Below are 12,419 nucleotides of genomic sequence, written 5' to 3' on the forward strand. Positions count from 1 at the left end.
TAACTTTTCAATCTTTTTTCCCAAATATTTTAATCTTCGAATTTTCAACATTCAAAGTAATAGAATCAGCTGAAATTATGCTCTGCTTATCTTTAGATAATAATTTTACCTTCCTGGCATTAAGCGTATTCAAATTTTTAACGTATATGGCATCAGAAGCTAGAATAGTTAATCCATCGTTTTCTATTTTAACGTTTCCTGTATAATGATAAATCAATTTAGTTTTGCTAAGCTTAACAGAATCAGATGAAAAAGATAATTTCTTGTCCTTAAAAAAATGATTATTAATTGATTCATTTTGTTTTTTATTGGTTGGCGAAATCAGATTTTTGATTTTATCAATGCCTGATTCTTCTACTTTCGTTAAAGAGTCCCTAATCCTTTGCAAATCAGGGTCATCTCCATCCGAAACCTTTAAATTACGATTGCCGCTTTCTGCAACATAAGTTCCATTACTGAGATCGAATACTATTATTTTAGCTGTAGCTGATCCGCCTTCATTAGCCTTCAAAACTGCATTTTTAGCGGTCATTTTATTGTTTGCCCTGTCTAATTCAACATATTTAGCTTCCAGCCTGCAGTTGATAATATCGATAACCGCATTCTCCATATAAGAGATTTTATGCTTCACATCTCCGGTTATTTTAGAAAAAGAGATAATTTTAGGCTCTACAGGCCCTGATATTTTGGCCGGTTCATTTTTTACTGCAACTATTTTTTGTTTCCCATCACCAAAATAAAAGCGATTATAAAGTGCTTCATTTTTAATCGTATACTTTTTAGGTTCAGAATATAATACAATCAATTTATCTGTAGTATAAGTGTTCTTCGATACCAATTTCTCGCCAATAAACTTAGCCAGCACCCGATCGCCAATTTTAAAATCGCTATTTTTTATATTTTGAGTAGCAAGGTTTAAATTGATGGTAAAAAAGCCATCGTTTAAAACAATTTTTTCGATATTACCATTCACACCTTTTGTTATCGATTTAATTGTGGATGAGGCAGAACGTGCTTTATTTGCTTCGTATAAAAAGGCATGGTTTTCTATCTTTCGTTCGTAAAGTAAAACTCCTGTTAAAGTTGTTACCCTTGTTGCAGTATAGATTGGTCCTTTAGCTTCGGCAATAACTTTACCGTTTTTATCCATTTTTTTCATATTAAAGCCCTTAGCGTCGATGTAGACAATAAGCTCGTCGCCAACTTTAATTTTATCTTTAAAAATGGTGGCTTCAATCGGATAAATCTTTCCCTCAGCTAATAAATCAAACGTGTATAAACCGATGGCTTCTTTCTTAGTGTTAAGCACTTTGCCTTTTAGCATTCCCTGGTAGAAATTTTTCGAAGGTTTGCTGTCATCATTTATATGCTGCGCATATATCACTTGCACGGCAAATAGCCAGATTAATCCCATAACAACAGGAACGGCCAATAAGTACCTGAATTTTTTCATGTTTTTAGATTTCGAGTGGAACAACATTTTAATGCGGTCTTTGATCGGGCTTTTCACAAAATTGTGAATCAACGGCATATTACTTTTACTAATCGCGAGTTTTAACAACAGGTTGGCATAAGTCTGATTACCAAAGTTGGCAGAAGTAAATTCATCAGCCTCATATTCATGCACCTGCTCTAAAGCTTTATCATAGAAATAAATAACCGGATTAAACCATAAAACCGATTTACAGATCATCAGCAGTATTTTATCAATAGAATGGTATTGCTTCGCATGCACTTCTTCATGTTTGAGCAAAACCTTTAAATCTAATTCACCTAAGGTACTCCCATCAATAAAAACGTAATTAAAAAAGGAACAATTGGTAAAACCTTTAGCCTTATCAATCAACTTTAAACCGTTATTATTTTTGGTATAAGTGCCTGTATGCCTAAGCAAAATGAACAATCGCCATACACAAATGAGTAGTAAAATCAGCGCGATGCTTCCATAGGCATAAGGCATTAAAGTTAACCAATCAATTTTAGGTGTTACCTCTGGTTGATATTCAACTACTATGGGCTGAATAAGTTGTATAGGAGCAGGATGAATTGGTTTTAATTCTGGCATGCCTTCAAGTTCAGTTTCTAGCCTAGGCATATTGCGTTCAACTTCAAACTGTAAAGCCGGAATAATAAAACTAAGCAACAGGGTAATCAATAAATAAAATCGATTGATCTTAAAGAATGTCAGTTTTCTTAAAACCAGCAGATAAAACCCGAAGAACAATACTGTACAGGCCGTAACTTTAAGCAGATAGGTTAACCATTCCATTGTTATAATTTATTTAGCAACCACGTTTAGAAAAAGCAACAAATCCATCCAAAATCAGGTTACTGATCATTCTGATGTTTTTTTCCTGATTAATATAATCCAATATTTTACGGTCGGAAATGTTTCCAAGCTCAATTAAAATAGCCGGCACTTTCGATTCGCGCAGCAATAACAGATTGGCATTTTTTAACGAATCCCTTACTTCCAATCCATTCAATTGTTTTAGTTTGCTTAATACACCAGCACCTAAATCTTCCGCAATTTTAATATTACCGTTCAACTGAGAAACATACACTTCAATACCAGGAAAAGGTGCGGCTTCATTGGCGGGTGTTGCATTATGGTGGATGGAAATAAATGCTGTAGCCTCCTGTTTGGGCAACCGATCGCTAAGTTTCATGTATTCATCCTTAGTTCTTGTCAAAATTACCTTTATTCCCCTTTTTGCGGCTTCTTCCTGCAAAATCTTTACAGCCCTAAGGTTCAGATCTTTTTCTTTTTGTCCATCTAAAGCAGCAACCGCACCGTCTTTTCCACCATGACCAGCATCAACAATCAATATCGGTTTTATTGCTTTAAAAGCAGAGTTTGCATTTGGATTAACCTTTATATCACTACTCAGGTATTTCAAGGCATAAACATTAGGTATTGTTGGTGCATCAGCCGAAGCCTTGTTTTCAGTGTTTTTAATTCCATCTATAGTTACTTTTTTTTCTACAAAAACTTCTTCGCGGTTTACAAAAGCCATGCAGCAGATGAATACAATAGGAATGATAGCTAAATAGGCCAGCTTTTTAAGTTTTTCATTGGGTTCTTTGTATAACATCATGATTCTATTTTTTAGTGGAAGTTTACTAAAACTGTTGATGACTAATTTTTGCGCTGGCATAGCAAGCTTTAAAAGCAAAGAAGCATAGGCCTTTTTATCGGCAACTTTTGATGTTTCGCGATCGGCCAAAAATTCATGATTATGGTCGATGGCATTCCTCCAGAAATAAACAACAGGGTTAAACCAAAGAACTGCTGCAATGAGATTGATTAATAGTTTATCAGCAGAATGAAACTGATTTACATGTACAGATTCGTGTTTAATAACAAGGTGTTTTTCTATAGCACCGAGTGATTCATCAACAATGATCTGATTAAAAAAGGAACAGTTTTTTATTGTCGAATCTTTATTAACCAATACAACAACCCCTTGTTGGCCCACCGTTTGTTTTTGCAATTGCATCCGGATTCGAAGCATCATAAACAGCATCCGAAAAACAAGAAGGGCTAAAATCAAACTGTAGGTGTAAACCAAAATCCGATCCCAATTTACAGGTTTGCCAATTGTGCTTTCTTGTGCTTCACCATCCTGCTCTATAAATCCATCATTGCTGTACGCTATTTTAGCAGGACTTTGCTGCTCTGTAGCGGCTACTTCGTGCAGGTTTTGAATGGTAACTGCCGGAATACTGAAGCTCAGCACCAGCATAACTAATAAATAAGCACGGTTCAGGTTAAAAAAAGTGAGTTTGGCCAGCAGTAATTGATAAACAGTAAAAAATACCAGCGTACATGCCGAAACCTTTAACAAGTAGATTAAAATCATGGCTTTCCATCTTGATTAATGATTTTTTTAATTTCTTCTATATCCTTTTCACTGAGTTTTTCTTCTTTTACCATGAATGATAAAAGACTAGTGGGAGAATTATCAAAATAGCCTGAAAACAATTTTGAAAAAGTGGTTTTGGCATATTCATCTTTCGTGATGGCCGGAAAATACTCATATGTTTTGCCGTAAGCCTTATAATTTACATAACCTTTTTTCTCCAAAAGCCTTACAATAGACGAAATGGTATTATACGGTGGCTTTGGTTCTTCTTCAAGCTCATCGATAATATCTTTAACAAAGGCTTTTTGCAGCTTCCATAAAACCTGCATAATGCGCTCTTCAGCTTTGGTTAATTCTTCCATAACCAAATCTATAACTTATTTTTCAGTTTTACAACTAAAAAACAAGTTACATGACTGAAACATCAGTTAATATAAATAAAATGCTGATTTATAGATAGATAAAATAATATTAATCATTTTATTTGAAACCACAGACTGTGATTCTTCGCTTTTTCACTAGTTGGGATTTGAAATTTCGACTCTCATCTTTAGTAATTGTTATCCTTATAAAACTATTCAGGATCATCTGCTCCTAACATGGAGCCAAAGGCATATATCCTTTGTACCTAAACCCGATCGAAGTGGTTCAGGTTTTTCACCGGAAAGAATAGAGTGCGGGAGAGAAACCCGCCAAAAGCTTTGGAATGCTCATTTCCAAAAAAATCCATACAAGTGAACCAAGAGAAAAAGTTCTGTAGTTATTCGGAATTTAACACCCCAACCCACATCAAAAATTATTTGCTTAAACCAGCTAACGCATTAATGGTTAAGGCTACAATAACGGTGTTGAAAATAAAGGCGATTAAACTATGAAGCAGGGAAAGCCTCCTGATTTTTCTACTTGAAATTTCGACATCGGAAACCTGAAAAGTCATTCCGAGCACAAAGGAAAAATAGGCAAAATCGATAAAATCGGGTTCATCATCACCCGGAAATTCAAGCCCTGTTCCTTTCTTATCAGCAGTTTTTTTATGCTTACCGCCGTAGTAAAGGTGTGCGTAACGCATGCTAAAAGTTGTATGAACCAAAAACCACGATAAAAACATGCCCGAAATGGCAATAACCAAATCCAATGGCTTTATTTCTTTGTTAATTAACACCAAAATTACAGCTAGCAAACCGGCAAAAGTAGAAACGACTACGATTGCAAAAATTTCGCCCCTGGTTTCATCCTGCATTTTAGCTTTGAGGTGTGTTTCGGCGGCTGAAGTATGAAAAAACATGTACCAATGCAGCGTAATCAGAATCAAACAGAAAAAATCCCAACCAAACATGATATGCGTAAGCATGCTCATTTTGAATAAAAGCGAAATCAAATAAAAACCGATCCCCGAAAAAAGGCTGATCAACAGGATAAATAAGGCTGATCTTTTCTGAATTCCTTCTAATTTCGGTTCAACTGTCATTATTTTTTAGAATTTAAGCTTAAAATGTTCTTTCGCCTGCCCTTTTTTAAAGTAAACCAGGCCAATCCAAAATAAATCTACCGTTATGGTTACATCAGGATGGTTTTTAATCTCGGTCCAGGCTTCTTTCATGCCTTCGCTCCAATAAATATCGTCAAAAATTAACAAGGAATCTTCATTAACTTTAGGCAGACACCATTTAAAATAATTTAAGGTAGCATCTTTACGGTGATTTCCATCAATATAAACAAAGTCTAAACTTGGCTGCTTTGCAATAATATCGGGCAAAATAAGATCAAAATTTCCAACATGGAGCTCGATATTATTTAAATCCAGCTCCTCGAAATTTTTCTTCGCCACTTCTGCCGTTTGCGGACAGCCCTCAATGGTAATAATCTCTGCTTCAGGATCCGTTTTTGCAAGGTATGCTGTAGTTATGCCCAAACAGGTACCCAATTCTATTGCACTTTTAGGCTGCGTATGTTTTGCAAGGCGATAAATCAGCTTGGCCAGCCTCGGACTTTTTAATGCATTTTTTGCAATCTGACTCACCTTCTTTGTACGGTTTTTATTGAGATGAGAACCCGCGCCAAGGTCTGTAACAGTGATTATCGAATCGTCATTAAAAAGTTTTTTTCGCTGCTCTTCTATGTTTTTGTATTCAGATTTGTCGGTAAAATCGTAAATTACCTCATCAGCTAGCTTATACACGAACGGCGAATGCGTTCCATGTCGGCTTTTTGCTGTTAAACGGTGTTTAAGGTAATCTGTAATAAATTGAAATAGCATAATATTGCAAAAGTAATTAAACGCCGCAAACGTATGTATGTTTTATGGAAAATAACGCAGAGATAAGTGCTTTAGTAAAATTGTTGGATGATCCGGATCAGGAAGTGTACCAACATGTAGAAAAAAAACTGCTCGAATATGGCGGTGAGGTGGTTCATTTTTTAGAAAATGCCTGGGAACAATCTTTTGATGGCTTACTTCAGGAGCGTATTGAGAGCATTGTACACCAAATTCAGTTTAAAACTGTTAAGGAAGACTTAAATTTATGGTATTTAAGTGGTGCATTTGATTTATTGCAAGGCGCACTCATTATTAACCGCTATCAATATCCTGATTTAGACGAGCAGAAGGTAATTAACCAAATTGAAGAAATTAAAAGAGATATATGGCTGGGCCTCCAATATGAGATGAGTTCGGTAGAGAAAGTGAAGTTGATTAACCATGTTTTATACCAGCAATATGGTTTCGGCGGCAATACTAAAAACCATCACGACCCGCAAAACTCATATTTAAACCAGGTTTTAGACAGTAAAAAGGGAAATCAGATTTCGCTGGCCATTATTTACTCTACCCTTGCTCAAAAATTAGATCTTCCGGTTTATGGGATTAATTTACCGCAGCATTTTATTTTGGGTTATATTGATGACAGCAAACAGGAAGGTTCTGAGTATGGCGTTCTTTTCTACATCAATGCTTTTAACCGTGGCAATATCTTCGGCAAACATGATGTAGACCAATTTCTCCGTCAGCTTAATTTAGAAGCCTTACCAGAATATTACAGGCCTTGCAGCAATACTGATATTATTCGCCGCGTAATCAGAAACTTGATTTCGGCGTACGAAAACGCAGGAGCTACAGAAAAAGTTGCCGAATTAAACGAACTGCAGGAGATACTTGCAGAAAAATAAACTTTTAAATTGAACCTGTGTACAAACTAAACCCAAACCACCGCCTATCCTTTCGTTTTGCTGCCGTTATTATCTTGTCGTTATTTTTCAGTATTAATTTAACGGCACAACAAGGAGTTAAACCGAATGTTATCGCTTATTATTCAGGCCAAAATTCGGTTATAGATAGTTTTCCGATAGAAAAACTCAGTCACCTAATTTATAGCTTTGGACATTTGAAAGGGGATAGCTTAAATATCAGATCGGCCAAAGATTCTGCATTAATTACCAGTATGGTTGCGTTAAAAAAACGTAATCCTGATTTAAAGGTGATGATTGCTATGGGTGGTTGGAGTGGCTGTAAAGATTGCTCAGAAGTATTTAGCAGGGCAGATGGACGGAAAACCTTTGCCAAAACCACAAAACAAATTCTAGATTTTTTCCATGCTGATGGTATTGACATGGACTGGGAATATCCTGCGGTTATGGGCTTTCCGGGGCATCGCTATACCGTAGATGATAAGCAAAATTTTACTTTACTGATTAAAGAACTTCGCAAAAAACTGGGTAAAAAAGCAGAAATCAGTTTTGCGGCAGGCGGAACCCAAAACTGTATTGATTCTTGCTTTGAATGGGATAAAGTAATGCCTTTAGTAAACAGGGTAAATGTAATGAGTTACGATCTGGTAAGCGGTTATGCCACAACCAGCGGGCACCACTCTCCATTATATGGCACGCCACAACAAAAACTTTCTGGCGATTTCGCAGTAAAAGCATTAATTGGCTTGGGTGTACCGGCCAATAAAATAGCACTAGGCGCGGCATTTTATGCAAGAATTTTCGAAAATACCACCGATGCAAATCAAGGCTTGTACCAGCAAACTAAATTTATAAGCGGAACTTCTTTTAAAAATTTTAAAAAGCAGTTTTCTACCGAAAATGGCTATAAATACTACTGGGATGAACAGGCGCAGGCACCTTATTATTATAATCCACAAACAAAATACATCGCTACTTTTGATGATCCGAAATCAATTTCATTAAAAACCAAATATGTAATTGATCAAAAATTAAACGGCATTATGTTTTGGGAACTTACCGATGATGCTTATACCGATGGCTTACTGGATGTGATTGATAAAACGATAAAAAGCAGCAAATAACCGGAAAGGGCCAATTCAATTTTAATTTGACTTACTATGGTGCTCCAAAAGTTACCACCCAATAATTTTGTGCCGTACCCATACCAGCCTCTCTATTTTTTGCATCCATCATTGCCTTACAATGGCTTACACTATTTTTCCATGCGGTTAATACCTGGTCGGCATTGTTATAACCCTTAGCCAAATTCTCTGATATAAATATACCTGGGTAACCAGCAGCTGCGGCCCTTTCATTCGGACTGGTTCCTTCTGGCGAAAAATGATCAAAATAGTTTTTCTGCGCCATATCCCTTGCATGGGTTTGGGCTGCATCCTGTAAAAACGTGTTTAATTTCAATAGAGGAACCGGGGGCATACTCTCAGTGCCACAATTACATCCGCTCTGCCTAAGCAGGTTAATTCCATCAATAACAGAATTAGCTTTGTTTTCGGGTATTGGCACATCATCTTTTTTGCAGTTTGCCAGCAATAAGCAGGTCATTAGGCCACAAAAAATTAAACATATTTTTACTAAATAATTTTTCATATTAATGATTACCAAACAATGAGGCAGCCTAAAGGCTACCTCCTGAATAAGATAAATTAAAAAGCTCTTTCTCTACCCATATAAATATTTTTACCAGTGTAAAATGTATCACCTGATGGACCCGGAGTACCACTATCTCCCTCCATTTGCATATTAATAATTAACCACATGGGTTTATTTACCGAATTGCTCATTTTATGCTGGGCAACCCATACGTTATCGATATAATAATGGCAATCTACATCTGTTGCACTCACTTTATTGTACCAGCACTTGTAATTGTGGTAAGCACCGGCATTAGATACGGCTGTAAGTTTGTTTTCCCAACTACCATCATAAGTGTTCTGCCAATTTGTATTGCTGCCCTTAAATTCCATAATATCGCTTTCAGGTGGCCACGAATTAACACCGGTTATCCAAAATGCAGGCCATGTTCCTTTAACTGTGGGCACAGCAAAATCACCAGAAATGGTATAGCTGGGAAACTGATCATTAATAATTACCTGCTGCTTGGCATAACAGGTACCAGAACTATACCAAATAGGAACGTTCGTAAATCCATTAGAAGTACTGTTTCCTGGAGATGAGGCTAAACGGGTTGCTTTAATTGTTAGAACGCCTCCGTTTACTGAAATCTGGTTATGGTTAGAGGTACTTCCCACCATCCTAGCTGAACCATTATGATCGGTACCCCAGGGATAATTATAATTCCATTGTGCTTCAAAACTAGTGTAATTGGCAAGAGAGTTCCCGTCTATAAGTGTTTCCCAGGCCTTAACCTTTCCATTATCCAGTTTGGGATCTTCTTTTTCCTTTTTACAAGATAAAAGCACCACAAACAGGCATGCAGCAAGCATGCCCCATTTCATTTTGTCATTTTTCATTTTTTTTGATTTAGGTAAATATTTGGTTAATTGTAAAGCATAATATTGTGATCACAACCATTTATGAAATGATAAAGCAATTAATTCGCAAAAAATAAAAAACCGTATGGAATCAAATTGAAGCAATGGATGTATTGCAGCATTAAGATAGGCTGGTGTTTTTTCATAGATTTGGTTAGATTACAACATAGCACATTAATTATCTACGTGCTAGTAAGCAAAGATAGACGTAGGCTTACCAAAAAATGAGTGGCAAAATCGTAAATTTTGAGTGGTAAAATGGGCTTAATATGCTATTTCTCTACTTAGAATAGAGATTAGAATATTTATTTTGTGAAAATTAACACAAACATATGGGCCTATCTAGAAGATAGGTTGAGGTACAAAAAATTATGAATCAATTGACTGGCAGGCTTTCAAGGTTCAAATTACCTTTTTGACTGCACAAAAAAATAAAGATTTAAAAATCAAAAACATAGAACACCCTCAACATCATACTAAGAGTGCTAAACAATTACGTTAATTAATCCTTTTTACAAAGGCAACCCTTATACGTTGAGTATTTTGTATTAAAATATAATTATAAGGCTAGAACTTCTCCTTTTTCATCCACGCAGCCAGCAAGTTGAACCAATCCACATCTGAAGTTTTATTGATTAAACCAAAGCCATGGCCTCCATTTTCGTAAAGGTAAATATCGGTATCTACTTTGTTTTGCTTTAATGCTTCATTCATTAATACACTATTTGCAAAAGGAACAGTTTTATCATCTTTAGCATGAACAAAAAACGTTGGAGCCGTTTTTTTTGTTACATTTTTGTTTGCCGAGAAATAATGTTTCAAGCTATCAGGAGGATTCGGACCCAATAAATTTTTCATTGTTCCGGTATGTACCGATTCTTCAAAACTGATAACAGGATAAATTAATGCGGCAAAGTTTGGTTTTAAATCTATCTTTTCGGGATCAGCAATTTTAAGATCATTATAATGCGTAACCAGGGTTGAAGCAAAATGACCGCCTGCAGAAAAACCCATTATTCCTATTTTATTGGTTTTGATACCATATTTTTTGGCATCTTTCCTAATCAGGTAAATTGCTTGCTGGGCATCTTGCAAAGGGCCATAGGTTTTATCAACCATAATAAGATCGCTCGGTAAACGGTATTTTAAAACAAAAGCGGTTACACCAATGGCATTAAATCTTTTAGCTACATCAGTTCCTTCATGACTAAAAGCCAACGCTCCATAACCACCACCCGGACAAATAATAACAGCTGTACCATTAGCAATATTTTTCGGAGCTAAAAAAACCGTAAAAGTAGGTACCGATACTTTGGTAACACTCAACGTACCATTGGCACGAACCTCAGTATTTTCTACATAATCGGCAGGTGTAACTTTTGCTCCAGGAATACTGCCTGAATATAAAGGCACAACTTCTTGTGCATTGATACTGTTGATTGCCATAAGCAATAAGATTATAATGATGGATGACTTTGCCATTTTTTTAATTTTAAAATTCCATTAAATAAGCTTTCAAAAAATCATTGATATCGCCATTTAAAACAGCGTCAGGATTTGAAGTTTGATAATTGGTACGGTGATCTTTTACCCTCCTATCATCCAGCACGTAGCTTCTGATTTGTGAGCCCCACTCTATTTTCTTTTTCGACCCCTCTACCAATGCTGTAGCCTCATTGCGCTTACGTTCTTCAATTTCGTACAATTGAGATTTCAATAACCGGATGGCATTTTCTTTATTCTGCAACTGCGATCGCGACTCCTGATTTTTAATAATAATGCCTGATGGCTTGTGGTACAACCGCACAGCCGTTTCTACCTTATTTACATTTTGCCCACCAGCACCGCCTGCTCTGAATGTTTCAAACTCTATATCGGCAGGGTTAATATCAATCTGAATCGTATCATCAACCAGCGGATAAACATAAACAGAGGCAAATGAAGTGTGCCTACGTGCGTTCGAATCAAATGGAGATATACGAACCAAACGGTGTACCCCATTTTCACCCTTAAGATAACCATAAGAAAAATCACCGTCAAATTGAAGCGTTACCGATTTTATTCCTGCAATCTCTCCCTCCTGACTGTCCTGTTCGGTTATTTTATAACCGTTCTTTTCACCCCACATCATATACATGCGCATCAACATGTAGGCCCAATCGCAACTTTCGGTTCCACCAGCTCCGGCAGTAATCTGTAATACTGCAGAAAGTTGATCTTCCTTACTACGAAGCATATTTTTAAGTTCGAGTTCTTCTACAGCAGTTTTGCTGATCTCGAACTGGTCTTGCAATTCTTTTTCAGAAGCATCTCCAGATTGAAAAAACTCAAACATCACTACCGCATCCTCAACCGCATTATTGGTTTGGTTAAAGCCATCAGTCCATTTTTTCTTTGAGCTGATTTCTGCTAGAATTTTTTCTGCTTTCTTTGGATCATCCCAGAAATCGGGTGCCATTGTTAGTTTTTCTTCTTCGCGAATGGCATAAAGTAGCCCATCAACGTCAAAGATACCTCCTCAGCGACGCTACTCTGTCCCTTAAATCCTGAATATTTTCTTTGGTCATAGCAACAAATATAACAAATATGAGCTACTATTAAGGTGAGGCTGAGTAAAACCTTGATATCATCACTTATTAATGTTAAAGAAGATAACATAAATCCTTTAACGATTAAAGACATTAAAATTTATCAGAGCCTTAACCAGCTTCGCTTTTTAATGTTTTAATCGAGTAAGAAGCAGGGAATTAGTTTCCCTGCTGTCTCCTCACACCACCGTACGTACCGTTCGGTATACGGCGGTTTGTTAGAATAA

General features: G+C 36.4%; 11 protein-coding genes. 2 read left to right on the plus strand and 9 right to left on the minus strand.

What is annotated here, in order from left to right; all coding sequences use genetic code 11:
- Positions 1–7: 7 nt before the first annotated feature.
- The 5 genes from ASE74_RS01760 to ASE74_RS01780 form a co-directional block, all read right to left on the minus strand.
- The gene (locus tag ASE74_RS01760; protein WP_055903287.1) at positions 8–2,269 is read right to left on the minus strand and encodes a M56 family metallopeptidase; all 2,262 of its coding nucleotides are present in this window, start codon (positions 2,267–2,269) and stop codon (positions 8–10) included.
- 13 nt (positions 2,270–2,282) lie between these two features.
- Positions 2,283–3,863: an N-acetylmuramoyl-L-alanine amidase gene (locus ASE74_RS01765; protein WP_055903288.1), complete on the minus strand. Its 1,581-nt coding sequence runs from the start codon at positions 3,861–3,863 to the stop codon at positions 2,283–2,285.
- Complete coding sequence (locus ASE74_RS01770) at positions 3,860–4,228, minus strand: BlaI/MecI/CopY family transcriptional regulator (RefSeq protein WP_055903289.1); 369 nt, start codon at positions 4,226–4,228, stop codon at positions 3,860–3,862. Before ASE74_RS01770 ends, ASE74_RS01765 begins: the two co-directional genes overlap by 4 nt.
- Positions 4,229–4,662: 434 nt before the next feature.
- Positions 4,663–5,334, minus strand: a complete 672-nt coding sequence (locus ASE74_RS01775) for a DUF1345 domain-containing protein (RefSeq protein WP_055903290.1) — start codon at positions 5,332–5,334, stop codon at positions 4,663–4,665.
- Positions 5,335–5,340: 6 nt separating this feature from the next.
- Positions 5,341–6,123, minus strand: a complete 783-nt coding sequence (locus ASE74_RS01780; protein ID WP_055903291.1) for an O-methyltransferase — start codon at positions 6,121–6,123, stop codon at positions 5,341–5,343.
- Positions 6,124–6,167: 44 nt separating this feature from the next.
- Here ASE74_RS01780 and ASE74_RS01785 point away from each other — a divergent pair, with 44 nt between their 5' ends.
- Positions 6,168–7,031 carry a transglutaminase-like domain-containing protein gene (locus tag ASE74_RS01785; RefSeq protein ID WP_055903292.1) on the plus strand — a complete coding sequence of 288 codons (864 nt, stop codon included), beginning with the start codon at positions 6,168–6,170 and terminating at the stop codon, positions 7,029–7,031.
- Positions 7,032–7,048: 17 nt separating this feature from the next.
- Positions 7,049–8,173, plus strand: a complete 1,125-nt coding sequence (locus ASE74_RS01790; protein ID WP_082458607.1) for a glycoside hydrolase family 18 protein — start codon at positions 7,049–7,051, stop codon at positions 8,171–8,173.
- A gap of 34 nt (positions 8,174–8,207) precedes the next feature.
- Here the strand turns inward: ASE74_RS01790 and ASE74_RS01795 are convergent, their stop codons facing one another.
- From ASE74_RS01795 to prfB, 4 genes are all read right to left on the minus strand, one after another.
- Entirely contained in the window at positions 8,208–8,699 is a 492-nt protein-coding gene (locus ASE74_RS01795) for a CAP domain-containing protein (RefSeq protein ID WP_082458608.1), read from the minus strand.
- 56 nt (positions 8,700–8,755) lie between these two features.
- A complete protein-coding gene (locus tag ASE74_RS01800; protein WP_055903294.1) occupies positions 8,756–9,583 on the minus strand; it encodes a glycoside hydrolase in 828 nt (275 codons plus the stop codon).
- A gap of 588 nt (positions 9,584–10,171) precedes the next feature.
- Positions 10,172–11,050, minus strand: a complete 879-nt coding sequence (locus tag ASE74_RS01805) for an alpha/beta hydrolase (RefSeq protein WP_235525985.1) — start codon at positions 11,048–11,050, stop codon at positions 10,172–10,174.
- A 46-nt stretch (positions 11,051–11,096) separates the two neighbouring features.
- Positions 11,097–12,171, minus strand: a protein-coding gene (gene prfB / locus ASE74_RS01810; protein WP_200912246.1) for a peptide chain release factor 2 whose coding sequence is annotated in 2 segments (ribosomal slippage) — positions 11,097–12,110 and positions 12,112–12,171 — 1,074 coding nt in all. Because the reading frame shifts where the segments join, the coding sequence is not laid out codon by codon here.
- Between the last annotated feature and the right edge of the window lie 248 nt (positions 12,172–12,419).

It is taken from the genome of Pedobacter sp. Leaf216, assembly GCF_001421515.1.
GTDB lineage: Bacteria > Bacteroidota > Bacteroidia > Sphingobacteriales > Sphingobacteriaceae > Pedobacter.

What these genes read in the sequence shown, in the direction of transcription:
- ASE74_RS01760 (WP_055903287.1), bottom strand. Translation starts at nt 2,269, where the DNA reads ATGGAATGGTTAACCTATCTGCTTAAAGTTACGGCCTGTACAGTATTG.
- ASE74_RS01765 (WP_055903288.1), bottom strand. Translation starts at nt 3,863, where the DNA reads ATGATTTTAATCTACTTGTTAAAGGTTTCGGCATGTACGCTGGTATTT.
- ASE74_RS01770 (WP_055903289.1), bottom strand. Translation starts at nt 4,228, where the DNA reads ATGGAAGAATTAACCAAAGCTGAAGAGCGCATTATGCAGGTTTTATGG.
- ASE74_RS01775 (WP_055903290.1), bottom strand. Translation starts at nt 5,334, where the DNA reads ATGACAGTTGAACCGAAATTAGAAGGAATTCAGAAAAGATCAGCCTTA.
- ASE74_RS01780 (WP_055903291.1), bottom strand. Translation starts at nt 6,123, where the DNA reads ATGCTATTTCAATTTATTACAGATTACCTTAAACACCGTTTAACAGCA.
- ASE74_RS01785 (WP_055903292.1), top strand. Translation starts at nt 6,168, where the DNA reads ATGGAAAATAACGCAGAGATAAGTGCTTTAGTAAAATTGTTGGATGAT.
- ASE74_RS01795 (WP_082458608.1), bottom strand. Translation starts at nt 8,699, where the DNA reads ATGAAAAATTATTTAGTAAAAATATGTTTAATTTTTTGTGGCCTAATG.
- ASE74_RS01800 (WP_055903294.1), bottom strand. Translation starts at nt 9,583, where the DNA reads ATGAAAAATGACAAAATGAAATGGGGCATGCTTGCTGCATGCCTGTTT.
- ASE74_RS01805 (WP_235525985.1), bottom strand. Translation starts at nt 11,050, where the DNA reads ATGGCAATCAACAGTATCAATGCACAAGAAGTTGTGCCTTTATATTCA.